Raw genomic sequence first — 26,091 nt, forward strand, 5'->3', positions numbered from 1 at the left:
GATTTGAAGATTTGAAGATTTGAAGATTTGAAGATTTGAAGATTTGAAGATTTGAAGATTTGAAGATTTGAAGATTTGAAGATTTTTTAAAAGAGATAAATAGCAAGTTAGTTAAATAAAGTTAGTTTTCAGGTAAGCTTTTAGTTTTATAAAAATGAGTCATCCCGAATTTTAATATTGGGGTTTGGCTCTAAGTTTTTATAACAAAAGCGGTCGGAAAGTAATTTCCGACCGCTTTTGTTGATGTTATTATGCTAGAACAAAAATTTTAACACCATCATTCATTCAATCATTAAATTTTGGAAGACTCTTGTTTATGAACTAAAGTATAGGAAGCTTGTACATTTTCAAATCTTCAAATTACCTAATTTTCAAATCACCAAATCCCCAATCTTCAAATTGAAAAACTACGCTTTTGTGTGTTTTTTGCGGTTAGCGATTTTTTCGATAACTACGAATAAAACAGGCACAATGAAGATTGCTAAGGACGTTGCTGATAGCATACCTCCAAATACGGTCCAACCAATGGTTTTACGAGATTCGGCTGCAGCACCACTTGCAAATGCTAATGGTAAAACCCCTAGGATAAAGGCTAGCGACGTCATAATAATTGGTCGCAAACGTAGTTGAACAGCCTCTAAAGTTGCAGAAATAAGCTCCATACCGTGGTCTACACGTTCTTTAGCAAATTCTACAATCAAAATGGCGTTTTTAGCTGCGAGACCAATCAAGGTAATCAAACCAATTTGTGCATAGATATTGTTTGAAAGGTTTGGTAAAAGGGTCAATGTCAAAATTGAACCAAAAGCCCCAACTGGTACCGCAAAGAGTACTGAGAATGGAATAGACCAACTTTCATACAAGGCTGCCAAGAATAGGAATACGAATATAATCGAAATCGCAAAAATCAAAACTGTACTATCTCCTGCCTTAATTTCTTCACGGCTCATACCAGAGAATTCATACGAATAACCTACCGGTAATGTTCTTGCTGCAACTTCTTCCAAAGCTTTGATAGCTTGTCCACTACTAAAACCTGGTTTTGGAGTACCATTAATTTCAATAGCACGATACACGTTATAGTGCGAAATCAATGCGGCATTTTCGATAACTTTAGCATTGACCAAAGTTTTCAAAGGCACCATATTACCAGCTGAGTTACGAACATAATACTGCTGGATTTTGTCCAAAGAAGAACGGAAACTACTATCTGCTTGTACCATTACACGGAAGTTACGACCATATAAGGTAAAATCGTTTACATACGAACTACCCAATAGCGTAGAAAGTGTACCAAAAATATCGTTGATATTGACACCTTGCTTTTTGGCTTGGTCACGGTTTACATCTATCTGATAACCAGGCGTTCTGGCACTAAAGAAAGTATATGCCATACCAATTTCTGGGCGTTTGTTAAGTTCTGCTAAGAAAGTACGAGCTACTTTTTCAAACTGCTGAATATTGTCTGGACTAGTTGTTTGTTGTAATTCAAAAGTAAAACCAGCCGTTTGACCCAAACCTGGAATAGCAGGAGGGGCGATAGGTAATACACGAGCCTCTTTGATGTCAGAAGTGATTTTTTTGATATTATCAATTACACTTTGTACATGGTGTTCTTTTCCTTTACGATCCGACCAAGGTTTTAGGTTTACGAAGAAAGTACCTACGTTTGATTTGTTTGAGAAACTCACGACGTTCAAACCAGCAATACCACCCACAACACGCACTTCAGGAATACGCTCCAAACGACTCATGATGTTTTGGAACATCTCTACGTTACGAGCCGTTGAAGTTGCTTCTGGCATTTCGTATGTTACATACATACGTCCTTCATCTTCTGTAGGAATAAAACCTGTTGGTTTATTTTTGAACAAGAAGAAAAGACCAACAAATAAACATGCCATCATAACCAATACCAACGGAGTAGCTTTTATCCATTTGGCAACGCCACGTGTGTAAGCGAATGAGAGTTTTTCGAAACGATTGTTAAACCATTTAAAAAATCTATCTAACAGACTCTTACGTTCATCTTCGCTAGGAGTTGGTTTAAGCATAATGGTACACAACGCTGGCGTCAATGACAAGGCAACAAATGCCGAAAGAATCACAGACACTGCAATGGTAATGGCAAATTGTTGATACAAACGTCCTACAATACCTGGCACAAAACTTACAGGAACGAATACCGCCGCCAAAATTAAGGCAATAGCGATTACTGGACCTGAAATTTCTTTCATAGCTTTTTGTGTCGCTTCTTTTGGAGTCAATCCATGCTCGTCCATATTGTGCTGAACGGCCTCAACTACCACAATGGCGTCATCCACAACGATACCAATCGCTAATACGAAAGCAAACAAGGTCAAGGTATTTATGGTAAATCCAAAAGGAATAAACAAGATAAAAGTACCAATCAAAGATACAGGAATTGCTAAGATAGGAATCAACGTAGCTCTCCAACTCTGTAAGAATAAGAACACTACGATAATCACCAAAATCAAGGCTTCTACCAAAGTATGTACTACCTCTTCGATAGATACTTTTACGACAGAAGCTGATTCTAATGGAACCACATAGTCAAGGTCTTTAGGGAAAGTCTTTTTCATTTCTGTCAAAGCCTTAGTTACACCTTCATACGTTTCCAAAGTATTTCCTCCTGGCGCTAAGTAAATGATTACAAATGCCGCAGGACGCTTTCCTACGAAGGCATTTACACCATAGTCAAAACGACCTAATTCTACACGAGCAACATCTTTGAGATACACAATACTTCCAATACTTGGAGAGCTTCTTACAACGATATCCTCAAATTGTTCTTTAGTGTTCAAACGGCTGTTTGTCAATACACTATATTCAAATGCTTGATTCTGAGGTTGTGGGTTACCACCAATTACACCAGCTGCTACTTGTAAGTTTTGTTCAGCCAAAGCTGCCGAAACATCTGATGGAGTCATACGAAGAGCCGCTAATTTTTCTGGATCTAACCAAATACGCATCCCGAAGTCATCGGCACGGGATACAATATCACCTACACCTTTGATACGTTGGAGGGCATCTTTCAAATAAATATTGGCATAGTTACCAATGAATTTTGCATCATGAGTCCCATTAGGAGAATAAAGCGCCAAGGCCATCATGATACTTGGGTTACGTTTACGAACCGTCAAGCCCAAACGTTTTACCGCATCTGGAAGAGTTGGCTGTGCTACTGATACACGGTTTTGTACGTCTAGCGCAGCAATGTTAACGTCAGTACCAATATCGAAAGTTACGTTAATACTACTCTGACCACTACTGGTACTGTTTGATGACATATAACTCATGCCAGGCGTACCGTTAATTTGGGTTTCGATAGGAGTAGTAGTGGTTTGTTCTACCGTTTGAGCATCTGCCCCCGTGAATATACCCGATACAGTTACGGTAGGAGGGGTAATATCAGGATATTGAGAAACGGGCAGTGTCGCCATGGCAATAGCTCCCACAATTACAATCACGATGGATGTAACGATGGCAGTTATGGGGCGTTTTATAAAAACATCAGCTATCATAAGTAACAAATTTGTTGAATAGCTATTGGTGATTTCAAGAAAAGATAAAACGTCTTGCTTTCTAGTATTTAACGCTTATAATGAGGTATTTACAAAATACCTTTTCAAGATTTTACAAAAAATGACCAATAGTTAAGATACTTAATAAATATCTAAGAATAAGTTAGATGAGTTGTGCCGAAACTCCACTCATCAATGGAATTACTATTTTTTCGCAGGAGCTGCTGGCGCTGGGGCTTCGGTAGTATAAACCGAACCCTCACGCAAGTTTTGAATACCCTCTACGATGATTTTGTCGCCCGATGTCAAACCTTTTTTCACAATGACTTTTTTGCCAATCGCTGTTCCGAGTTCTACACGACGTTGGGTTACTTTACTACTATCTCCTGGTACATACACAAAAAACTCTCCCAACTGCTCAGAAATAGCTTTGTAAGGAATGACCACTGCCGAATTACTTTTAGTCAAAACACGTACAGTTCCTGTCATACCAGCACGTAGGATATTTTGAGGGTTTGGAAAAATCAAACGAGTTTTGATAGTACCTGTCTGCGAGTCAACTGCACGGTCAAGTAAGGCGATTTTTCCATTATATGGATATTTTTCACCATCAAATGCTAAAGTAAAAGTTGAGTCAGAGGCAGAAGTTTTTTGTTGAAGCATTTTTGAGAATTTGAAAATCTCTTTTTGGTCAACATTAAAATCAACTGCTAGTTGACGGTCGGTAGATACAGTGTTTAAGATAGTTTGCCCTGCTGTTACGGCCGTACCTTTTTTCACTAACGAGATACCAATTGTTCCGTCGAATGGCGCAAAAATTTTGGTATATCTCACATTAGTTTGAACACTACGGATATTAGCTTTTGATGCATCTACTTGTCTTTGAGCTGCTTCCAAAGCGGCATCAGCATTATCGACTAGTTGTTTGGCTACGGCATCGTTTTTGGCTAACTCATGATAACGGTTGGCATCTTTTTGAGCTTTTCCTAAATTGGCCTCTTGCACTTTTAGATTAGCTACTGCTTGGTCGTAGTTTGCTTCAAATAATTGGGTATCAATGGTATAAAGTAATTGTCCTTTTCTTACACGAGCACCATCAGCAAAGTGAACACCTGAGATATAACCACTTACTTGTGGGCGAAGCTCCACCATGTCAAGGGCGTTTACAGTTGCAGGGTATTCATCAAAATAAGCGGCATCAGTACTTTCAACAGCTTCGATACTTACCGATACTGGAGGGGGAGTTAATGCTGCTGTATCAGTTTTTTTTCCGCCACAAGCACTGAGTAATGCGATACTCACAATTGCAGCAAAAGAGTTAGTTTTATACATGAACATAAGACACAATGTTTATTGGATAACCGACTTTGGGAATAGTCGATACAAATATTTTAAATGCTAGTAATTTAATTGACCAAGGGATTTTTGTACATCTATTTTGCTTGAAAGCAATAGATACAAAGTATTGTAGTAATTGATACGAGCCGAACGTAAATCTGTTTCAGCCGTGATTACTTCCAAATACGTTTTGATACCTGAGCGATATTGCATTTGTACAAGGTCATATACTTCTTTAGCCAACTCCATATTTTCTTTTTGTGAAAGAAAAACGGTCAAATTACTCTTGTAAGTTGCCAAAGCCTGTTGGTATTCGTTATTGACCGAGTTTTTAAGATTGACCATATCCAAGTTCAAACGCTTGATTTGCCACTCAGCAGTATTGGTATTAATCTTACGTTTGCCTCCTTGAAAAATAGGTAAAGCCAAAGTCAAATTGGCAAAGGAGTTAGGGTAATTTCTAGTATATAAGTCACCAAAACTATTATTCAAAAAGTTGAGGTTATAAGCTCCGTTCAAGGATACACTAGGAAGATATGCCCATTTACTGTAGTTCAAATCTGCTTCTCTCAAACGTTTAAGGGTTTGCAATTGCTGATACTCGATTCTATTTTGTACCTCTACTTTTTGCGTAGTATCAAGGGCAATTTCATTTTCCATCTGAGTTGGCTCATACGTAATCTCCAAAGGCTTGTCGACAGGATACCCCATCAAATATTTGAGGGCTTGTAATCTTGCTTTCAACAATTCTTCATTACTTGCCTTGGTTGCCATCGTGTTATTCAAGGTAATGGTAACACGCTTATAGTCAATTTTGTCGGCTGTACCTGCGTCGTAGTTGCTTTTGGCATCTTTCAAGCTCTTTTTCAAGCGAATAATATCGCCTTCTGCAACACTGATTTGTTGTTTGGTCGAAAGTACCGCATAAAATGCTTTGGCTACGTTAGCTGCAACAGCAATTTTATTGTTGGTAATACTTTGTGAAGCTTGCTGACGAACATCGTTTTGTGAACGATTTGCCAATAACAAATCACGGTTAAAAATACTTTGTGTCAGACTAAACTGAGCCGCTGAAGTATTGTCAACACCTAGTTTTACAGGATTGCCTCCGATGATACTCGTCTGAACAGCAAAGTTGTGCTGTAAATTGTAATTAAAATTGATTTGTGGATACCAATCAGCGAGTTTGCTTTTAATGGTATTTTCTACAACGCGCTGGTCTATAACCGACTGTTGAATTAAAGGTTGGTGTTTTAGTGCATATTGAATCACATTATCGAGTGTGGCTTTGTCCAAAGTTGGAGATTCTGCCGCAAGATTCTCTGCACTAGTACCCTGAATCGCAGTGGTATTCTGCGTAGTTTGGGAAAATGTTTTGCCTGACCAACCGAGTAAACTCAGTGCTGTAAGAAACAGCGTCGGCCACAATTTTCCTTTGTGAAGCCTAGTACTCATGAATTTAAGTTTTAGTAATTAATTATTTGTATTGCTGAGGTACAACGTATTTGAACAACGCCCATCGTTTGGCTTTCGTTCCGATTTTGAAATCGTTTTCGATAAAAAGGTCAATATTGTTGACTATTGTGCTAAAATACCCGATGAATAACCTGAAAGGGTATGATAAATAAATGATAGCTGAGTTTAATCATGGATGAATACTTTTTGTAATAAAAAAGGAAGAGTGATTATCACTCTTCCTGCTAAAATCAAGCCAAATGTTATTATTCGAAGGTTTTGAAGGGTAAATCCAAGATTTCGTAATTTGTATTACTCTTATAATTAAAATGCCACCATTCCATGGGGTCAACTACAAATCCATACTTTTTCATGACATTTTTTAGTAGCTCTCTATTTTGCTTGGCTTCGTCCGAAACCAAAGGGAATTCAGGATGAGAGGCATATACCAAAGCGTCGAATGGGGTTGGCATTTTGAGTTCTTTTCCTGTTTTTAAATTTACCAAAGTCAAATCCAACGCAATACCTCTATTGTGCTTACTTCCCGTCCAAGGCAAACCCATATACAAGGTATCGGGCAGCATTTCAAACATCTGAACGGTAACCGAATACGGACGGTAAGCATCATAAATTTTTAGAGATAAGCCTTTCAGTTTTAGTTCTTCCTGAACTTTGGCAAGTGCCTTGGCTACTGGCAAACGAACATACGCTACGGCTTTAGGGTAGAGTTTTTGATAAAAAATATTTTGTGAAGTAGCATATTTAATGTCCATTTTGATGTTGGGGACATATTTTTTCAATAACACTAAAGCTTTATTGCTATCTTCTTTAACCGATTTTAGATAGGCTTCTTTGGTATATATGACCAATAGCTTTTTAGTATTCTGAGCCTTGATTGAATGAATGGATAACACAAGTAAAGTACTAATAATAAGAGTTTTAAAAAAGATATTCATGGAATTTGAGAGTGAAAATAATGTGTAATTTGAATTGAACCAATCCACAAGGATAGCTGACTATCCCTAGATGGTTTGCAGATACAACTGCTCCAGTTCATTGGCAGATATAGAAGAAGCATCAATCACGGATACTAAGTTCCCTTCTTTCATAATACCAATGCGGTGTGCTACTTCTTTCGCTCTAAAAATATCATGCGTCGCCATTAAGATAGCGGTACCATTTTGAGACAGTTCTTTAAGTATTTCCGAAAATTCATTGGAAGCCTTTGGGTCAAGTCCGCTGGTAGGTTCGTCGAGTAAAAGTACCTTGGCTTTTTTAGCAATGGCAATAGCTATGCCTACTTTTTGGCGCATTCCCTTTGAATAGCCTCCCACACGATTATGATGTGCAATAGCTTGTAAATCAGCCTTCTGTAATAGATTTTCTAGTTCTTGCTCTGAATAGTTAAATCCTGCTAATGAAGAGAAAAACGCAAGATTTTCTACACCCGAAAGATTAGGGTATAACATGACCGTTTCGGGAATATAGGCAAGATGCTTTTTCGTTTCAGTGGGATTTTGTGCGACCACAATGCCATCAATTACGGCATCGCCTGCGCTTGGTTGGATAAAACCTAAAAAACAATTGATAGTAGTTGTTTTTCCTGCGCCATTTTGCCCTAGTAAGGCAAAGATTTCTCCTGCTTGAATCGTTAAATTGAGTTTATTGAGAGCGGTATAATCACCGTATTGTTTCGTTAAATTATGAGCTGTAAGCATGGTCAAAAGGGTTGAATATTAGAAAATTAAATTCTTTATGGCTTTCCAGAAACAAAGCAGTGAAATCAATACCATTGGAAGAATCGTTGAAAACCAGTGAATAATCACTTTGTCATGAAATGAAGCTAGTTTGAATTGTTTCCAGTTTTCTTGCTTTACGGGTATTTCTGCAAATATTTTCGGATAAAAATACAAGCGCTTTTGCTCATGGAAATTTTCCAAGGCTTTCCAAAAACTCAAATTGTTTTGAATGTCAGTCAGACTTAATTGGTTGAAAGACAGTTGAGTATTGATGCTCGGAACTACCCAGCCAATGATTTGAACGAGATATTCTCTTTGCTGAAGTTTTTCTTTGAGTTGCTGAGATGATACCATCGATTCATCATCTGCCATTTGCTGTGCTGCATAATACCACAGCCAACTATAGTCATGCCCTTGTGGATGTTTGTATTTTCTGAACTGAGGATAATGCTGGTAAAATTTTTCTATCGTAGGTTCTTTGGCTTTATCCCATTTGGAGTGATATGCCTCGCGACTATCCAAGGTAGTTTTGAAAGCTTCGGGCACGGGATAAATAGCTGCCACAGTAGCATTGACACTGGCAGGGATAATAATGGTCAGCATTACCCATGTGATTAACAAAATTAGGGCATTTTGACTTGAGCTCTTTTGCCAAGATACTACTAACCAAGAGATACAAAACCAAAAAGTTACATACAAAATAGCCACCAAGCAAAATGCTATGAAAGCGAGGTCGAAAGCAATAGAAAGGTAAAATTTGGCTATTATGAATAAGAGAATAAGTACCAATAATATACTAAAATAGCGGATGCCTATCTTCCATAGCAATACTTTTTGAGGATTTTGAGCTTGTGTCAAAAGTAAGCTCCAAGTACCTTCTTCTTTTTCTTCTGAAATTAGATTGAAACAAAAAGCGATGATAATCAGGGGAAAGAAATAGAGTAAAACAAAGCTGAAATCCAGATTCCCTAATAACTGATACATGGGATTCATGAGGTCAGTCGTGTATTTTTGTTCCTCCAGATTTCGAATCGTAACACTGATGATAGAAGGATTTATATCTCGTTGTCCAATCGATAAACCTGCCAAATTGGGTGTTTGGTTAACCAAGCCAAAACGCAAATAGTATAACAATAACCCCATTTCTTTATCAACATTTTGTACATATCTATTAATGTTTTCTTGCTGATAATGTGCTGTCTCTTCAATTATTTGGGTATTTTTCTGTAAAAATTGTTTTCCAATATTAAGACTTACTAGCCCTGAAATCAACAATAGTAAAAGCCCCAACATTAAGCCTTTCGAGCGTGTAAAGTTCTTGATTAATAAAGTTTTCATAAGTTCCTTGCCGTTTCTGTGGTGCTTTTATGCTTTAAATTTTCTCTCTTGACTTTTTACCAAAAAGCCTAATCCCAAAAGCCATACAGCCATAGCCAAAAGTGAATAGACTTCACTTTTCAAGACTGTTTCCAGACCTAAAAAACGGTATTCAAAATCTGGAAAAGAAGCCCAGTATTTTTGACTGATGCTATAATTTTTCTCAGTAGGTTTACGCTTTTGATTACTGATCAACTTGATTTGAAGCTGATTCATGTGTTGTGCTAGTTGGTAGCGATAGGCTTCTGTTTGCTTTTGAAAATCTTGATAATTGGCATAATCGGTGCCTGAAAGCGCCATCGATATATTTTTGATGGCGATAAAGGGATTAATAATAGCCGTTTTTTTGACTATATCTTGTTGGGATTCGTATGTTCTAACCAGTTGCTTTTGATGCCGATTGTACACTTCGGCACTCAATCGCTCACCTTCTTGCATCACTATACCACCATAATTGAAGGGTAACTTGTGAGTAGAATCTACACCATAAACTTTGAGCAAGGAGTCTTTCAAAGCCGAAAAGTGAGGGTCGTTGGGATTATGACTATCACCTAACTTGATTAATTCGGCTTCGATAGCGGTATCGAATTCTATTTTTGACGGAGAATGATACAAGTTTTGTCCAACAACTTGAGATATTTTTGGTAAAACCAAGGTAAAAACCAACCAACAGCCAATCAATTGCGTAAGTGCCGACTTAGAAGATTGACTTTTTGCTGAAATAAAAACAACTAATAGGCTGATAATCAATGTGTAAATTAGATATAAAAAAGCTAAAAATACCCATCTTACAAGTGGTTCTACTCCTGTATGAGATTCCATATTCAAACCTATTAAAAGGGCACTCAATAAGAATGCAGGCAACAAAACGGTAAGTGATAGGGTAAACAATCCTAGCGTTTTGCCCCAAATAAGTTCTTGCCAACTAATGGCTTGGGTCAAAAGAATCTTGAGTGTTCCATTTTCTCGCTCTTTGGCGATCAAATCAAAACCCCAGAATATGAGTAGGAGAGGAATTAGAAGTTGGAGAATTAAAGCACAAGAAAGTTCTCCAAAACGTAGTAATCCACTCGAAAAACTAGCCTCTGAAAAGTTCACTGTATTTTGGCGATGTGCTTCAAGAAATACCGCATTCCCTAGAAAACTGTCCATTCCAAAATCAAAAAAACTGAGGGGGTAGTTTTCTCGAAAAGCTACATAGCCGTAATGTGCCATGCGGTGTGGGTGTTTGTCTGGGCTTTTTTCCCAACCTTCACGAACTTTAGTATGGTAATGTTCTGTGTTTTCGTGATGGTTTTTCATGGTAAAATATCCTGTAAAAACCGAAAACATTAGCAGCGTGTTAAATAATACAATCAAAACCTTTGTACTTCGGGATTTGATGGTGTTTTGCCAGACTTGTTTTGCTAGAATTTTTAGAATCCAGAATCTCATATTTTTATGTGGTTTATAGAAAATAGAGACGTTGTAGGCAACGTCTCTGAAAATTAGAATTTGTAAGTCATCGTTAGCATAAAATTGCGAGGAGCACCTGGGAATAGACGCGTATAGTTTTGAGCGCCCAACCAATATGTTGTATCAAAAAGGTTATTGATATTGAGTGCAATTTGAACATGGCTCTTGCTTGGGGTGTAATACAAAGCTGCATCGAAAGTGGTAAAGGCAGGAACTTCAAATCCACGGGTAAACCAAGGAATTTTGCTTCCCTGATATTGTGCACCAAAGCCAATCCCTAAATCACTCAAGCTCGATTGAGCATCAAAATTGTAGCGAGTCCATAAGTTTGCACTATTTTTGGGTGTATTTTCCTTTCGTTGACCAATCAAATTAGCATCTCTGTCCATAATAATTACAGCGTCGATGTAACTGTAAGAAGCATTTACTTGCCAATTGGGTAAAATGAAACCTGCTATATCTACTTCAAAACCTCGACTTCTGTCGGCACCACGTTGCACCAACAAATCTGGATTGCTGGGGTCATTGGCATTCATCAGGATATTTTTCTGATTGATTTCATAAATCGCAGAATTTATCGTAAATCTTCCTTCAAGAATCGTAGCCTTCGCTCCAACTTCTTTCAAATCACTTTCCAATGGCTTAAACATCGCTGCCGATTGGGCAGTCCAAACGTAGTTACCTGTACTTGGCATCAAAGTAACCGTATTCGATTGTGGTTGATAACCTTTGAGATAAGTTCCATACACATTAATAGCCTTGTTTACTTCGTAAGTCAAGCCAACACGAGGAATAAGTGCAGTGTTTTTGAAAGAGGCTTCGTTGGGAGCATTGTAATTGGTAATATCCTCAAACCATTCGTTTCTTAAACTCAACAAGGCTGACCATTTTCCCAGCTTGATTTGCTCTTGCATATAAATCGCCTCTGTTGTCGTCATCGCTGATGGAATTGCCGTGCGAACATTGAGCGTATAATCATTGAGGTTTCTGACTGTGTAACTTGGGTTGTTAAGGTCAAAATAACTCACATTAGGGCGAGGTAATGTTTTTCCATTGTACGTAATTGTTTGATAATTAGAAACATTAGCTACCGAAAAACTGCTGGCGACGCTTCCATCCTTCAATAAAAAACCTCTTGCTGCATTTTGCCCACCTCCTTTGATTTTGTGCCAAAACTGCCCATCGTAGCCAACCAAGAGTTTATGACTGGTTTTTCCTAAATCAAAATTGGCATTGAGATACAAGTTGATATTATCGGTACTCCATGTTTGTTTGCGTTGGATAAATTGCATTCCGATCAAGCTACTTACTTGTGCACCAGTAATATCCGTCGCAAAGGCATTGGTTGTGCGGTGTTCTTGCAAATCTTCCAACCAATTTTGTTTCATATAGGACGCATTGAAAATCAAATTCTTCGTAAACTTATGCGAAAGATTTCCCATCAAAATCAGGTCTTTTGACGAAAAGAAATCACCTGAAGCACTCAAACTCGTACTAATAGGGGTGCTGTTCAAATTGGTTACGCCTGCAACTGCTCCAAAAATCGGTTGACCTCGGTCGAGTGTTCCATTGAGATTGCTATAAATCAATTCGGCATTGATGGCAGTTTTGTCACTTGGCAAATACGTAAATGAAGAAGAAATCAAAATAGCGTTATTGTTGACCAAATCTCGATAGGATTTGGCATCTTGATAAGCGCCATTCAGACGATATAGAAGTGTTTTTGACTCATTGAGAGGGCCTGTAAAATCGAAAGTTCCACGAACAGTACTAAAACTTCCTGCACTCAAACTTACCTCATGGCGTTCCTGCGCCAAGGGTTTTTTGGTAACCATATTGATACTTCCTCCAGGGTCAACACTCGAAAAGGTGACCGATGCAGGACCTTTCAGAACTTCAACACGCTCGATATTGGTGGTGAGCGGTTGTAAAAAATAGTACTGTCGAGTACGCATCCCGTTGATGATTTGTCCTTCTTCGTTTTGACTAATTCCTCGAATACTATATTGATTATAAAAACTTGAAGGAGTTACTCCGCTGGCGATTTTGACTGCATCGGCTAACTGAAATGCTTGACGATCAGCGATTAGTTCTTTGGTAACCGTACTCATCGCTTGTGGCAATTCTTTGTTTTTAATCGCAATTTTAGTTGCCGAAAAACTGTACTCACTGTTATAATCTTTTTGTGTACGACCCACAATTTCAACCGCTTGGAGTTCAGTATTATCATTTATTAATGTAAAAATCTGCGGTGTTGAAGAATTATTGAGCTCAATTTTTTGGCTTAAAGTTTTGTATCCAATCGAGCTAATACTGATTTGTGCCGTACTAAAATCTAGTTGTTCGATTGTAAAAGTACCATCATTGTTGGTAATCGTGGATTTAGTTTGTTTAGCTGATTTGAGCTTTACGCTTGCATGTGGGATAGCTTGTTGATTTTCGTCGACTACTTTGCCATTTATCGTTTTTTGGGCAATAGTAGTCAGGCTCAATAGCAGTAAAATTGCCATTGAGAGCATTTTTTGTAAGTACATGGAAAAAAGTATAAAGTTTAAATTGAGAAAATGGAAAGTTTTACTCAAATGCAAAATTTGTTTTTGCAATATTGTTGCAAATATAAAACAAGAATTGATTTTTCTAGAAACTTTTACCTTGAAATCTATAAAATACACAGTTTTTAGGCTTTTTGCAGTAAATAAGTTAAATATTCATCGCAAAATATGCAGTGAATATTGCTGATGCGGTAAATAATGAATATATTCACAGTATAAAATGCGGTGAATATGTATATCTATCAACTCTTAAAATGGCCTAATTTTATTTGGGATACCGAAATAATCACACCCTTATTGACTTCGGTACGGTATAAACAGGGCAAACTAACAGGTCGAATGATGGGCTTGGGTTTTTCTTTGCAAGAAGAAGCCGAGCTTAAAACGCTCACAGAAGATGTCCTTAAAACAAGTGAAATAGAAGGTGAGTTTTTGAACCCTGAACAAGTTCGCTCTTCAGTGGCTCGTAAATTAGGAATGGACATTGGAAGCTCTGTGCCTTCCGACCGCCATGTTGATGGAGTAGTCGAAATGCTCTTGGATGCGACCAAGCATTTTTCCCAGACATTGAGCGATGAGCGATTATTTGGTTGGCATGCTGCTTTATTCCCAACAGGCAGAAGTGGTATGTTCAAAATCACTGTGGGCGATTGGCGTACAGCTCAAGAAGGTCCAATGCAGGTGGTGTCGGGAGCAATGGGAAGAGAAATTGTGCATTTTGAAGCGCCCATAGCCGAAAAAGTACCAGACGAAATGCAAGCATTTTTGGCATGGTTTAATGAAAATCAATCTTATGATTTGATTTTAAAGGCAGGAATAGCCCATCTTTGGTTTGTGACGATTCACCCTTTCGATGACGGCAATGGTCGCATCGCTCGTGCGCTGACTGATTTACTATTGGCTCGCTCAGATGAAAGTTCACAGCGTTTTTATAGTATGTCTTCCCAAATACAAAAAGAGCGAAAAACCTATTATACCATGCTCGAAAGAACACAAAAGGGAGATTTGGAGATTACAGACTGGTTATTTTGGTTTTTGTCTTGTTTAGAAAGGGCTCTTACCGAAGCTGAACAAACGTTGGATTCCGTGCTGACAAAAGCTCGCTATTGGACTTATTTTTCGACCAAGATACTCAATGAACGTCAGCACTTTATGTTGAATAAACTCATGGATGGTTTTGAAGGAAAGCTAAATACCTCCAAGTGGGCAAAAATGACTAAGGTTTCCAATGATACGGCTTTGAGGGATATTCAAAATCTGGAAAACCAGCAAGTATTGGTGAGAGAAGACGCTGGCGGACGAAGTACACACTATCAATTGATTGATTTAAAAAAGATAGATTTTTAGGCGTAATTACTTTCTGATTTAAAAGTAGAAAAGCCAACAATCCTCTTTTTACACTTTAGCAACCTATCTTTTCTGGTAAAATTAGAAAAGATAGGTATTACCAAACACAATCAATACCTCAACTTATGCTAAAGTGTATTCAACGACTTTTATGGGTGCTATGTATCGTAGTTCCTTGTTCAAAAGTGTTTTCCCAATTTACCATTTCTTCGCAAACAAAAATTCAAGCTGTTGCTGATAAACAGCAATATGCGACATTGATGAAGCAATTTTTGGAAGAAGATATACAAAAAGTTTATGGAAAAAATCTTGCCTCAAATACTGCTTCTATTATTTTATTGAGGGTTGCGGGCACTTCAACACCACAAATTCCAAGTGCAAAAATTCAAGCAATCGATAAATCACTTCAAGGAAAATGGGAGGTTTTTAGTTTTAAAACAATTCAACACAATCAACAACAATACCTGATTGTAACAGGCTCTGACAGAAGAGGTTTAGCGTATGGAACCTTCACTTTGTCAGAAAAATTGGGCGTGAGCCCTTGGTATTTTTGGGCAGATATCCCTGTTGCTTCTCGAACACAAGCCACTATTATTCAGGATTCTACAAGTACAGAACCTTCTGTTCAATATCGTGGTATTTTTATTAATGATGAAGATTGGGGTTTGCAGCCTTGGGCTGCTAAAACTTTTGAACCTGAAACCAAAGATATTGGTCCCAAAACCTATGCAAAGGTTTTTGAATTACTTCTTCGTCTCAAAGCCAATATGATTTGGCCCGCGATGCACCCAAGCACCAAGGCTTTTTATCATTATCCTCAAAATAAAGAGGTAGCAAACCAATATGGAATAGTGGTGGGAACCTCGCATGCAGAACCCATGATGCGCAACAACGTAGATGAATGGGTAGACAGCACCATGGGCGAATACAATTACAGAACTAACAAAAATCGTGTAACTGATTATTGGATAAAACGATTGGAGGAAGTTCAAAATTATGAAAATCTTTATACCATTGGTATGCGTGGAAAACACGACAGTGGGATGGAGGGAATCAAAACTAAGAAAGAAGCTGTCGCACTTACAAATCTGATTATCAATGAGCAAAGAGCGTTGTTGAGCAAGTATCTAAAGAAAAAAGTCCAAGATATTCCTCAGGTTTTGACTTTGTATAAGGAAGTATTGGAGCTTTACAAAGAAGGCTTGGAAGTGCCCGAAGATATTACACTGATTTGGCCAGATGATAACTACGGGTATATCAAAAATCTGAGCAATGCCAATGAACAAAAGCGTTCGGGTGGCTCAGGAGTGTATTACCACGCTTCGTATTGGGGGCGCCCACATGACTATTTGTGGATTGGTACGACCGACCCTTCGCTATTGCGTTTTGAAATGCAAAAAGCCTATGAATTAGGGAGTCGAAAAATATGGGTATTGAACGTGGGAGACATCAAACCACAAGAATATCCGACGCAGTTATTTTTGGATATGGCGTACAATATGCAGCCATTTTTGAAGAATATTTCAGGCAAAGAACATTTGGAAAATTGGACGTTCAAAAATTTAGGTTCAAAAGAATATGGGAGCCTTTTATGGAAAAATTGTCAATTAGCTTTCATTCGTAAACCAGAATTTATGGGCTGGAGTCGCACCGAACCGACCACCCAGACAAAAGCTACCGATTTTTCTTTGGAAGAAGTAAAAAAGCGTATAACTGATTTTGAGAGTTTGGAACGAGGAGTTGCTCAACTAGAGCCTCAATCAGAACCACTAAAATCTCCGTATTTTCAGTTGGTTGCTTATCCTATTTTGGGTGCTTCCAAAATGAATCAGAAATTTTTGTATCTGGATTTATATTACAGAACAGCACCTAATGCTCGCACCGACCAGCAACCAGAATTTCAAAAATCATTAGAAGCTTATCAGGGAATTAAGGAATTGACAAAGCAATATAATTCTGGTAAATGGCAAAATATGATGAGCATGAACCCTCGTAATTTGCCTGTATTCAAAAAGCCTGAAGAGTTAAAAAACGTACCTCAAAAGATAGATAAGGTATGAGCTTCAATCAAAATTATGATTCCTGCTGGAGCATTTTCAGAACAAGGCAAAGGAGCTGATTCTTATTGGGAAAAAATAGCAGAACCCTCGTTTACTGGTAATGCTTTGGTGAGTAAGCCATTTTCTTTACCAAAAAGTATAGCGCAAAATTCAGATGCTCAGGCTTGGGTCAACTATGAAGTTGATATTGAAAAAGAAGGTAATTATGTGCTCAAACTTAAAGCGATACCTTTACATCCTTTGCATAGAAATGTAGGTCAAAAAGTAGAAGTGAAACTAGATAAAGAGATAGGTAAAGTGATTGATTATGAGACTTTTGATAGAAGTGAAGAATGGAAAGAAAATGTGTTGACCAACAAAACAATCAAAGAAATATCAAAAGCATTCCTGACTAAAGGAAAGCATATCATTCAATTACGTATGATAGATGCAGGGGTATTGCTGGATTCGATACAATTGGAGGGTTTGGAATAAAAGGCTTTAAATATAAATGCTAGCCCAAATAGGTAAGATGAGATATTGGGTAAATGAGGTTTTACAAAAAAACTCCCAATTCATCATTCAAAACTCATCACCTCTACCTATGGGCTAGCTTGGATTTATATGTGTGTTAGTAAATTACTGGTTTCCGATTAAGCTTTTTAGCTCTGATACTGCTAGGGTGTACGCCAATTGTGCTGCATACACATCGGCATTAGCTTTTGCCACAAGAGCCTTGGTGTTTAGGATGTCTGTTTTTACGTTAAGACCTGCCACTTGCTTATCTTCTTGAACTTTCAGTTCCTTGGTACGATAATCCAAAACACGTTGTGCAACCGCAATCAAAGACTTGCTTTGGTTGACTTTACGATACGCTTTTTCAATATCGCTGGTTACTTGTTGTTGAAGGTTCAAAATATTTTCTTCAGCTTGTTTGGCTTGAGCTTCGCGCTGTTTGAGTAAGTGTTTATTTGAAAACAAATCTTGAACGTTCCATTTTAAATTCAGTCCCACAAAAGGATTATGATTGGGTAAAATAGGGTTACCTGATTGATACGTATATCCAGTAACGAACCCGAAATCGGGGAGTGTACTTTGTTGGGCAGCTTTGATACCTAGCTGAGCTTTTTCTTTGGTTAGGCTAGCAATTTGAATATCAGGATTTGAAGAGCTAGCATTTTTAAAGTTCTCAATACCAGCTACTTGCTCCATCACAAAGGAAGATTCTTGGAGATTGAAATCTTCATCAGCAATACCTGTTAGTTTGACTAAATCTGATTTATAATTTTGTGCCTGAATGCTCAGTTTGAGGATATTCTGTTCCTCATCTGCGATATTTGCCAATAAGCCTGCTTGGTTTACATCGATGGTTTTTCCAGCCGCAATAGCCGTTTCGACATCGCCCAATTTGGCTTTTGCTACAGCTAATTTTGCTTCCGCTTCTTCTAATTGCTTTTGGGCAATGAGTGTTCCATAATACAATTGCTCAACACCTTGGGTAATTTGTAAGGCAATCTTTTGCTTTTCTTTTTCCGTAATAGCCACATCCATACGATTTACCTCCAAACCAGTCTTGATTTTAATCTGCTGACTGATAGGCTGATAGGCTGTAACACCTAAGTTGTATAGATTTTTATTCCCAATCTGAATATTTTTATCTTCATTGGGTAATGGCACTTGTACAGTAGAGCTTATTGGCAAAACTCCAATAGACCCCGCAGGAATCGTGATGTTGGCCAAATTAAAATTGTATTGGTAATTTCCGTTGACCGTAGCCGTAGGATAACGCTTGGTTTCGTCCTCTTTAATTTTGGCTTCACGTTCGGCTATTTGCCATTGTTTTACCGATAAGATATGATTGCTTTTAAGAGCGGTTTCTTTCAGCTGTTGCAACGAATAGGTCGGTGTTTGAGCCGTGGCATATTGCCCTTCCAAAGAAAGGGCAAGTGCCATAAGGGTGATATTTTTAACGAAAGACTTCATACCGATTCTTATGCGTTTTGTTGTGTTAAAATGTCTTTTTTGTCCTTAGGTTTGATCCAACCTATGTATAGCACGGGTACAGACAACAGAGCCATGAGCATACTCCATACAACCCCAAAGGCTAATACGCTTGCCAATGGTGCCCACATCGGCGAGTGCGAAACAATCATAGGAACAACACCAATAGCAGCAGCCATTGCCGTCAGGAATATCGGACGTAAACGGCGCTTACCACTTTCGATTGCAGCAGTACGAATATCCATACCATGTTTCATAAGCTCGTTGGTATGGTCAACTAGGATAATGGCATTTCTTACCACAATACCCGACAATGAAATCAGACCAATGAAAGCAGTAAAACTAAAGTTATTCCCTGTAACATAAAGACCTAAAATAGCTCCGAACAAACTCAAAGGAATAGTAAGCATCACAATAGCAGATTCTTTCAAATTACGGAACTGGAATAATAGGATAAAGAAAATCAATACCAAGCTTACCATCAGTACAGTCACCAATTGAGAAAATGTTTCCTTCTTATTAGCATCTTCGCCACCATATTCAATTCGATAGCCGCTTGGTAATGGTAACTTGTTGATTTCTGGCTGAATAGCTTTGACTAATTCTGCGGGCAATACGCCTTCTGCCAATTCACTTTGCACGGTCAAGGTTCTTACGCCATTGCGGTGCATGATTTTTCCCGCTTGCCATTCTGGAGTGATATCTGCGATTTGACGCAATGGAACGTTGGCACCTGTTACAGGCGATTTCATATAGGTATTAGCCAAGTCGTCGGTATTTCTACGACTATTTTCATCTAATCTCAAGACAATATCAACGGCGTTGTTTCCTTCATACATAGTCGAGATAGCTGCGCCACTAAAACCTGTATATACGGTTTGAGAAATACTGGTAGTGGTAAAACCTAATCGGTTAGCTTCTTCCTTGAGTTTTATACCAAAGCCATAATAGTCTTCTCCAAAATCACTTCTGACAAATTTACTTCCCGCAGTCTTTTTGATGATTGTCGATACTTGATTAGACAAATCTTTCAAATGATTAATGTCGTCACCGATAATTCGTACTTCAACAGGGGCTTTTAAAGGTGAACCTTGTTGCATCAATTTCACAAAAGTTGTTCCCTCAGGAATTGCCATTTCTACTTTATTACTCAACTCTTCTGCTAACTCTTCGGCTGTTTTGTCGGTTGTAGTATTAATCAAAATCTGCGCATAGTTCGTTGTAGGAAACTCTGGCGAGAAATTATAGTAAAATCTCGGAGCGGCTGTTCCTGTAAAAGTGGCGTAGGAAAGTACTCGTTTATCACCTTTAATCAAAGCCTCAGCTTTAAGAATAGCCTGATTGGTTTTTTCAAGCTTTGTTCCTGTTGGCATCCACAATTCTACCACAAATTGGTTACGTTCGGCTGATGGGAAAAATAATTGTCTTACCCCTGCTTTGAATAATAAACCTGCCAAAAGAATTGGAATAACACTACTGATAATCGTGGCAATAGGATGTTTTACACACCATTCCAACAGATTATTATAGCCGATTTGCATATAGTCGAGCAAGCTTTTTCTGCTTTTCTTCTCATTTTCACCATGTTGATGTAAACCTTTTTTGATAAACATAAAACATAACATTGGCGTAAGTAACATAGCTACGATGAACGATGACGCCAAGGCAACAGCAACGGTAATCGGTAAGGCAAAAATAAACTCACCAACCGAACCATTTAATAAAATCATCGGCATAAACGAGGCGATAATCGTAATGGTAGCAGCCAGTACTGGAATCACCAAATCACTAGCACTACGCCATGCGGCTGTCCAACGCTCTACACCTTCATCGAGTAACTCTACGTAGTTGTCGGCAATGACAATGGCATCATCTACGACCATACCAAGTACCAAAATCAACGCTGCTAATGATACCTGATGTAATTCGATGCCCAAAGCGTGCATAATGGCGAAAGTTACAGCTACAGTCATCGGAATGGCAGTAGCAGCTACGGCAGCAATCCGTAAGGGTAAAAGCAATACAACCACCACAATCACAGATAAAATCGCTAGGAAAAACTCGTGTATAAAATGCGATACGTTTTCATCTACCAAATGAGGTTGGTTGACAATAGTCGTAATTTTTACTTCCGAAGGTAATACTTGTTTTACGGCTTCTATTTTTTTATTGACTTCATCACCAAACTGAACAATGTTATTGCCTTCGTGCATTTGGATGGATAACAAAATTGCTTTGTTTCCATTCACCGTAATGATACTTTGTGGTTCGGTATAATCACGCTTGAGATTTGCCACATCGCTTACTTTTACCGTTGAGCCACTTTGCGATGCACCCACAATTTGATTTGCCAAATCATTTTCGGTATTGTAAAAACCATTGGTGTAAAGCGGTGTTTTGCTTTGCTCAGTTTTGACAGAACCCGTTGCATTAATGCTATTTTGAGATTGTAATACTTTCACGATTTGTTGCAAACTAACGCCATATTGTGAAAGTTTTTCAGAGCTAGATGATACAACAATCTGTTCTTTTTGCTCCCCAACACGTTTGATTTTTGATGCCGCTGGAATCGTTCTTAAATAATCTTCCAACTTTTGAGCATACGTTTTAAGCTCGGCATAGCTGGCTTTATTGCTTTCTAAAGCAATTACCATAGCCTCGGTATCTCCAAAATCTGAGTTGACGATTGGACCTCTTACGCCCTCTGGTAAATCCAATTGCTTGGATACGAGTAGTTGATGGCGAAGTTTGCTCCAAAATACATCAGGCAATTTTACTTTTTCGGTTAACTCCACATTGACTACTACGATACCATCTTTGGTTGTAGAATAGGTTTTTGCTTTGTTAACTTCCTCATATTGAAACAAATACTGTTCAAGCTTTTTAGTTACTTGGTCTTCTACCTGTGCTGAGTTTGCCCCAGGAAAGTAAGCAATAACCAAGCCTTGACGAATCGTAATTTTTGGGTCTTCACGACGAGGCATATTCATCAAAGAATTGACCCCAATCGCAAATAGCAGTAACAATACCGATAAGGTTACGTGCTTATATTTGAGTGATGCTTGTATAATATTCATGACGCAACTATTTAATTGTAATTAGAGAACCATCCGAAAGTTTGTTTTGACCTGCTGATACCACAACCTCGCCAACATTCAGTCCCGAAACTACCTCTACTTGATTATCTGCCACTTTTCCGATACTAATTTTGCGTTTGAATGCTTTGTTTTGGGCTTGGTCAACCACATATACAAACTCTTGATTATCCAAATCATGATTGATGATTTCTAAAGGCAATAAAATTCTTTGTGCTGCTACGTTAGTTTTGATACGCGCCTCGGCAATCATTCCAGGACGAATCAAAAGACCCGGGTTATCTACTTCTATTTTGATGGTAAACGCTCTTGAAGTAGCATCAGCGGCTGAACCTACTTCGGTTACTCTTCCTTTAAAAGTTTTATCAAGTGCCGAAATAGTCACCTCTGCCATTTGCCCCAATTTGATTAAATGAAGTTCACCTTCGGGTATATACGCAAGGACTTTTACTTTACGAATATCTGATATTACGAGAAGAGGATTTCCAGTACCAATGATTTCGCCAACTTCCCCTAATTTCTTAATCAATACTCCGCTAATGGGCGAATACAATTTGGTATCGGTAAGATTTTTTTGTTGTAGTTGTTGCTGTAATTTGGCTTGTTGTAGTGTGAAATTTACTTTAGAGAAATCACTTTCAGAAATACTATTACGATCACGCATCAACTTAATGCGATTGTACTCATCCGATACCTGATTTACTTGAACATCTGATAAGTCCTTTGCTATCTTATAATTAGTAGGTTCGATGGTGGCTACTAATTGACCTTTTCCAATATTTTGTCCTTCACGACTAGAGATAAAATTGATACGTCCTGCTACTAAAAAGCCCAAACGAACCGTGGTGCTACCATCAACGTTCCCACTTACCGACACCTCTTTGTTGGCTTGCGATGATTCAACTTTTGTAACATTTACAGCAATAGCCTGAGCTTTATTTTCTGTAGTTTTTGTTTCATTGTGTTTGCAACTTGCCAATAACAAAGTTGTAAGCACACCTAGATAAATATTAGCGTACTTCATGGTTTGGGGATTTTAAATGAATAAAGATTTTTGTATGTTAATTTGTTGAATATCTAAAAAATGCAAAAGTGCTGTTGCCTTTTCACAAAACTCCTCATTGCCACATACCAGAAATTCCATTTGATTCATGGTATTAGCATTGATAATCGATTCTAATTCAGGATGTTCTTGAAAAAAGTTGTCAGAAACTTCCGAAGAAATCAAATAGGCAAATAGTACTGTTGGATAATGTCTTACTAAAATGTCAAGTTCTCGGCGAAAGCTAAAAACTTGAGCAGGAGAATAATACACCACCGATACATGGTGCATACCCTTGGCGGTAAGTTTTGCTTTTATCTGAGGAAAAATGGTCGACATTCCCGACTCGTCGGTGATGTAAACCCAATGGATACTATTTTCAATATCTGCCTCCATCGTTTTGTTGTTTAAATTTGATGAGACAAAGTTGGGGATAAGAAAAATGGGAATTTTTAATCTATATTAAAAAATGAGGCCTTGTCAGAAAAAAATGAAAAGGTCAGTTTGTAGCTTTTTAAATTCAGGAAGAAACTGTTATTTCGTTTTTGACCGAATGACACTCAAGGTTTGTTGGGTAATACCAAGATAAGAGGCAATATGCCCCAGTGGCGCACGCATCAGAATAGAAGGGTGGTCATTGAGTAGCGTAGAATATCTTTCTTGAGCAGTATGAAACTGCAATGAATACAGTCTATCCGAAAACAACTTTACCATCTGGATAGAAGTCAAAAATACATAATCTTTCAGTGGTGGAATTTCTTCGGATAGGGCAAGAAAATCTCTATACTGAATAGTTCTGAGTGTTACATCCTCCAAAGCCTCTGTCCCATAAGGAGTAGGTTGATTAAAAAACACACTATCGATATTCATAGAGACAAAGCCTTCTTCGAAGAAAAAGTGTGTAATATCTTTATCGTTGTGGGTGTAATAAGTGCGTAACAGGCCTTTTTCCACAAATGTTGCCTTTTGGGAATTGGCGCCTGGGAGCATCAGGATAGTATTTTTAGCATGGCGCTCGGTTTTGAAGGCTTTATTAATCCGTTCTTTCTCGGCTTCTGTTAAAGAAATTTTGCTACTAATATGTTGTATAAAATCCATAGGAGAAATGATAAGTTTTGGCGGCGCACAGGCCTATGGCATTGATTGAGATCTTAAAGCATTTTTAAACTTTGTAATTCATTACAATGATAAGGTTTGTATTTATTTTAATGAAATCCTACTGTTTGAGCCGAAGGCGAGGTGGGTCGCCACTCCGATTAGGATTTCTTGACTTTCTTTTGCGGCCGTCGCTCGGTTACTTTTCTTGCGTTAGACGGGCACGCCTAGTGAAGAAAAGTAAGGAGTGTCGATAGGAAATTTTGTTTTTTGAACAAATGCAAAATAAAATTTCAAAACATCTTCTAAAGATGAACAAAGCAACAAAATTCAAGAGCAAATTCCAATAAGGAATCCAAGCTTCTATCAAAAGCAATTTTTCCAGAAAATAGATTTATGTCAGTTAGCCGACTTTTAGTCAAGTAGATATATATGAAGTTTGTGATATAAATTTTAAATCACAAAAAGATGAAGACCAAATTATTTGTATTGTTTTTATTTTTAGTATCCACTAGCACTCAGCTTTTGGCGCAAGAAACCGACGTTTTCCAGAAAGATGGAATCGCCATTCGTGGATATGACCCAGTAGCTTATTTCAAGCAAAGTAAGCCAGTAAAAGGACAAGAAACAATTTCCTATGACTGGAATGGTGTAAAATGGTTGTTTAGCTCTGATGAAAACAAGGAAGATTTTAGGGCAAATCCTGAAAAATTTGCCCCACAGTTTGGAGGATATTGTGCTTATGGATTAAGCGAAAATCACAAATCGCCCACCGAACCCGATGCCTTTACGATTGTAGATGATAAATTGTATCTAAACTATAGTCTGAAAGTGAAGGAGTTATGGAAAAAAGATATTCCTGGAAGAATCAAAAAAGCCAATGAACATTGGCCTGTACTTAAGTCAAAAGAGGCTAAACAATAGCAGGTTTCTCTATTTTGAAAAAACAAAATTTCTTTAAAATCATTAAGGCGGAGAGGTAGACACTTCTCCGCTTTTTTGTTGCTGAGCGATGATAGTCGAAAAAGCTGAATGCCTTCTATTTATCCTCTTCAATTGTAATGCTAATACAGTATTTTTAAAGAATATTATCCTTTAACAAGTAGCTGAATTTTTTAGTTATATTGTTATTCTTAGATATTTTTGATTATTTCGTACAGCTTTCTAATATAACCTCAATCATGCGTATCAAGGAAATACCCTCTCTTCAGGAACAATCACTCTGGAATAATTTCAGAGCTGGAGATGAAATTGCCTTCACGCAGTTGTCGACAAGGTACTATAAAATGTTTCGCCATTATGGTGAAAAGTTCACCACTAATAGCCAAATCATCGAAGATGCTATTCAGGATTTATTAGTCAATTTGTGGGTAAAAAGAACCTCCTTAACAGAGGTTGATTCGGTAAAGTTTTATTTATTGAAATCTTTCAGGAATCAATTATTTAAAACCTTAAGAGCTTTTAGTGCTGTTCCTTTTGAAGATGATTTTCAGGAGAACTTCTCGGAGGCATCTTCGGAGATGTTTTTTATCGAAAATGAATCTCAGCAAGAGCAACAATCCAAAATTTCGTATTTTCTCAAGCAACTCCCTGATCGTCAGAGAGAAATCCTTTATTTACGCTTCTATCAAGATTTGAGAGTAGAAGAAATTGCGCAATTATTACAAATCAAGCCACAATCCGTTTCGAATATCATCCAACGCGCACTTTTGAATCTTCGCCAACACTGGGAATTATTGGTTCCTTTTATTTTACTTTGGTTACTCTAAAAATCGGTTCTGCCAATAGGCATTGATATTCAAGGTGTCACCCCTTTTCTTTATTCCTCAATCTTAGGTGAATACTTCTTCTTTTCAATTTTTTATACAAAAAATGATAATTTTAATCTCCTCAAAATCAGTGTTTTATTATTTTTCCTAAAAAAATTTGTGTTTTAGTGAGTATCCAACTAGTGTTTTTGGGATGTAGTATATATAATGTCAAATTGACACAATTTAGCTCTTTAGTTTTA

Annotated in this window: 18 protein-coding genes; 5 read left to right on the forward strand and 13 right to left on the reverse strand. The window is 37.8% G+C overall.

What is annotated here, in order from left to right; all coding sequences use genetic code 11:
• Positions 1-407: 407 nt before the first annotated feature.
• The 8 genes from GVN22_RS15410 to GVN22_RS15445 all read right to left on the reverse strand — a co-directional run bounded on the left by GVN22_RS15410 (position 408) and on the right by GVN22_RS15445 (position 13,419).
• Positions 408-3,545 (reverse strand): efflux RND transporter permease subunit, encoded by a 3,138-nt coding sequence (locus tag GVN22_RS15410; protein ID WP_166551903.1) that lies wholly within the window; start codon positions 3,543-3,545, stop codon positions 408-410.
• Positions 3,546-3,749: 204 nt separating this feature from the next.
• Positions 3,750-4,883, reverse strand: coding sequence for an efflux RND transporter periplasmic adaptor subunit (locus GVN22_RS15415; RefSeq protein WP_166551904.1), 1,134 nt, complete (start codon positions 4,881-4,883; stop codon positions 3,750-3,752).
• A 60-nt stretch (positions 4,884-4,943) separates the two neighbouring features.
• Positions 4,944-6,338 (reverse strand): TolC family protein, encoded by a 1,395-nt coding sequence (locus GVN22_RS15420; RefSeq protein WP_166551905.1) that lies wholly within the window; start codon positions 6,336-6,338, stop codon positions 4,944-4,946.
• Positions 6,339-6,604: 266 nt separating this feature from the next.
• Positions 6,605-7,294: a M15 family metallopeptidase gene (locus tag GVN22_RS15425; RefSeq protein ID WP_166551906.1), complete on the reverse strand. Its 690-nt coding sequence runs from the start codon at positions 7,292-7,294 to the stop codon at positions 6,605-6,607.
• Between the two features lie 66 nt (positions 7,295-7,360).
• On the reverse strand, positions 7,361-8,056 hold the full coding sequence (locus tag GVN22_RS15430; RefSeq protein ID WP_166551907.1) for an ABC transporter ATP-binding protein: 696 nt from the start codon (positions 8,054-8,056) through the stop codon (positions 7,361-7,363).
• 18 nt (positions 8,057-8,074) lie between these two features.
• Positions 8,075-9,415 (reverse strand): DUF3526 domain-containing protein, encoded by a 1,341-nt coding sequence (locus GVN22_RS15435; protein WP_166551908.1) that lies wholly within the window; start codon positions 9,413-9,415, stop codon positions 8,075-8,077.
• A gap of 27 nt (positions 9,416-9,442) precedes the next feature.
• Positions 9,443-10,888, reverse strand: a complete 1,446-nt coding sequence (locus GVN22_RS15440; RefSeq protein ID WP_166551909.1) for a DUF3526 domain-containing protein — start codon at positions 10,886-10,888, stop codon at positions 9,443-9,445.
• A 53-nt stretch (positions 10,889-10,941) separates the two neighbouring features.
• Positions 10,942-13,419 carry a TonB-dependent receptor gene (locus GVN22_RS15445; RefSeq protein WP_240915677.1) on the reverse strand — a complete coding sequence of 826 codons (2,478 nt, stop codon included), beginning with the start codon at positions 13,417-13,419 and terminating at the stop codon, positions 10,942-10,944.
• Positions 13,420-13,692: 273 nt separating this feature from the next.
• Here GVN22_RS15445 and GVN22_RS15450 point away from each other — a divergent pair, with 273 nt between their 5' ends.
• The 3 genes from GVN22_RS15450 to GVN22_RS15460 all read left to right on the forward strand — a co-directional run bounded on the left by GVN22_RS15450 (position 13,693) and on the right by GVN22_RS15460 (position 17,342).
• Positions 13,693-14,808 carry a Fic family protein gene (locus GVN22_RS15450; RefSeq protein WP_166551911.1) on the forward strand — a complete coding sequence of 372 codons (1,116 nt, stop codon included), beginning with the start codon at positions 13,693-13,695 and terminating at the stop codon, positions 14,806-14,808.
• Positions 14,809-14,933: 125 nt separating this feature from the next.
• Positions 14,934-16,868, forward strand: coding sequence for a glycosyl hydrolase 115 family protein (locus tag GVN22_RS15455; protein ID WP_166551912.1), 1,935 nt, complete (start codon positions 14,934-14,936; stop codon positions 16,866-16,868).
• Between the two features lie 15 nt (positions 16,869-16,883).
• Positions 16,884-17,342, forward strand: a complete 459-nt coding sequence (locus GVN22_RS15460; RefSeq protein WP_166551913.1) for a hypothetical protein — start codon at positions 16,884-16,886, stop codon at positions 17,340-17,342.
• Between the two features lie 144 nt (positions 17,343-17,486).
• On the opposite strand, the gene GVN22_RS15465 is transcribed toward GVN22_RS15460, so the two are convergent.
• The 5 genes from GVN22_RS15465 to GVN22_RS15485 all read right to left on the reverse strand — a co-directional run bounded on the left by GVN22_RS15465 (position 17,487) and on the right by GVN22_RS15485 (position 24,083).
• Positions 17,487-18,830 carry a TolC family protein gene (locus GVN22_RS15465; RefSeq protein ID WP_166551914.1) on the reverse strand — a complete coding sequence of 448 codons (1,344 nt, stop codon included), beginning with the start codon at positions 18,828-18,830 and terminating at the stop codon, positions 17,487-17,489.
• A gap of 8 nt (positions 18,831-18,838) precedes the next feature.
• Positions 18,839-21,925: an efflux RND transporter permease subunit gene (locus GVN22_RS15470; RefSeq protein ID WP_166551915.1), complete on the reverse strand. Its 3,087-nt coding sequence runs from the start codon at positions 21,923-21,925 to the stop codon at positions 18,839-18,841.
• Positions 21,926-21,932: 7 nt separating this feature from the next.
• Positions 21,933-22,967 (reverse strand): efflux RND transporter periplasmic adaptor subunit, encoded by a 1,035-nt coding sequence (locus GVN22_RS15475; protein ID WP_166551916.1) that lies wholly within the window; start codon positions 22,965-22,967, stop codon positions 21,933-21,935.
• 12 nt (positions 22,968-22,979) lie between these two features.
• A complete protein-coding gene (locus tag GVN22_RS15480; protein WP_166551917.1) occupies positions 22,980-23,381 on the reverse strand; it encodes a hypothetical protein in 402 nt (133 codons plus the stop codon).
• 138 nt (positions 23,382-23,519) lie between these two features.
• Positions 23,520-24,083 (reverse strand): Crp/Fnr family transcriptional regulator, encoded by a 564-nt coding sequence (locus tag GVN22_RS15485; RefSeq protein ID WP_166551918.1) that lies wholly within the window; start codon positions 24,081-24,083, stop codon positions 23,520-23,522.
• Positions 24,084-24,548: 465 nt separating this feature from the next.
• On the opposite strand from GVN22_RS15485, the gene GVN22_RS15490 reads away from it, so the two are divergent.
• Both GVN22_RS15490 and GVN22_RS15495 read left to right on the forward strand, forming a co-directional pair.
• On the forward strand, positions 24,549-25,004 hold the full coding sequence (locus GVN22_RS15490; RefSeq protein ID WP_166551919.1) for a YHS domain-containing (seleno)protein: 456 nt from the start codon (positions 24,549-24,551) through the stop codon (positions 25,002-25,004).
• Positions 25,005-25,261: 257 nt separating this feature from the next.
• On the forward strand, positions 25,262-25,849 hold the full coding sequence (locus GVN22_RS15495; protein WP_166551920.1) for an RNA polymerase sigma factor: 588 nt from the start codon (positions 25,262-25,264) through the stop codon (positions 25,847-25,849).
• The last annotated feature ends 242 nt before the right edge of the window (positions 25,850-26,091 follow it).

It is taken from the genome of Cellulophaga sp. BC115SP (assembly GCF_009905545.1).
GTDB classification, from domain to species: Bacteria; Bacteroidota; Bacteroidia; order Cytophagales; family Spirosomataceae; genus Flectobacillus; species Flectobacillus rivi.

What these genes read in the sequence shown, in the direction of transcription:
- GVN22_RS15495 (WP_166551920.1), top strand. Translation starts at nt 25,262, where the DNA reads ATGCGTATCAAGGAAATACCCTCTCTTCAGGAACAATCACTCTGGAAT.
- GVN22_RS15445 (WP_240915677.1), bottom strand. Translation starts at nt 13,419, where the DNA reads ATGGCAATTTTACTGCTATTGAGCCTGACTACTATTGCCCAAAAAACG.
- GVN22_RS15470 (WP_166551915.1), bottom strand. Translation starts at nt 21,925, where the DNA reads ATGAATATTATACAAGCATCACTCAAATATAAGCACGTAACCTTATCG.
- GVN22_RS15420 (WP_166551905.1), bottom strand. Translation starts at nt 6,338, where the DNA reads ATGAGTACTAGGCTTCACAAAGGAAAATTGTGGCCGACGCTGTTTCTT.
- GVN22_RS15460 (WP_166551913.1), top strand. Translation starts at nt 16,884, where the DNA reads ATGATTCCTGCTGGAGCATTTTCAGAACAAGGCAAAGGAGCTGATTCT.
- GVN22_RS15435 (WP_166551908.1), bottom strand. Translation starts at nt 9,415, where the DNA reads ATGAAAACTTTATTAATCAAGAACTTTACACGCTCGAAAGGCTTAATG.
- GVN22_RS15410 (WP_166551903.1), bottom strand. Translation starts at nt 3,545, where the DNA reads ATGATAGCTGATGTTTTTATAAAACGCCCCATAACTGCCATCGTTACA.
- GVN22_RS15480 (WP_166551917.1), bottom strand. Translation starts at nt 23,381, where the DNA reads ATGGAGGCAGATATTGAAAATAGTATCCATTGGGTTTACATCACCGAC.
- GVN22_RS15475 (WP_166551916.1), bottom strand. Translation starts at nt 22,967, where the DNA reads ATGAAGTACGCTAATATTTATCTAGGTGTGCTTACAACTTTGTTATTG.
- GVN22_RS15465 (WP_166551914.1), bottom strand. Translation starts at nt 18,830, where the DNA reads ATGAAGTCTTTCGTTAAAAATATCACCCTTATGGCACTTGCCCTTTCT.
- GVN22_RS15440 (WP_166551909.1), bottom strand. Translation starts at nt 10,888, where the DNA reads ATGAGATTCTGGATTCTAAAAATTCTAGCAAAACAAGTCTGGCAAAAC.
- GVN22_RS15485 (WP_166551918.1), bottom strand. Translation starts at nt 24,083, where the DNA reads ATGGATTTTATACAACATATTAGTAGCAAAATTTCTTTAACAGAAGCC.
- GVN22_RS15490 (WP_166551919.1), top strand. Translation starts at nt 24,549, where the DNA reads ATGAAGACCAAATTATTTGTATTGTTTTTATTTTTAGTATCCACTAGC.
- GVN22_RS15430 (WP_166551907.1), bottom strand. Translation starts at nt 8,056, where the DNA reads ATGCTTACAGCTCATAATTTAACGAAACAATACGGTGATTATACCGCT.
- GVN22_RS15425 (WP_166551906.1), bottom strand. Translation starts at nt 7,294, where the DNA reads ATGAATATCTTTTTTAAAACTCTTATTATTAGTACTTTACTTGTGTTA.
- GVN22_RS15415 (WP_166551904.1), bottom strand. Translation starts at nt 4,883, where the DNA reads ATGTTCATGTATAAAACTAACTCTTTTGCTGCAATTGTGAGTATCGCA.
- GVN22_RS15450 (WP_166551911.1), top strand. Translation starts at nt 13,693, where the DNA reads ATGTATATCTATCAACTCTTAAAATGGCCTAATTTTATTTGGGATACC.
- GVN22_RS15455 (WP_166551912.1), top strand. Translation starts at nt 14,934, where the DNA reads ATGCTAAAGTGTATTCAACGACTTTTATGGGTGCTATGTATCGTAGTT.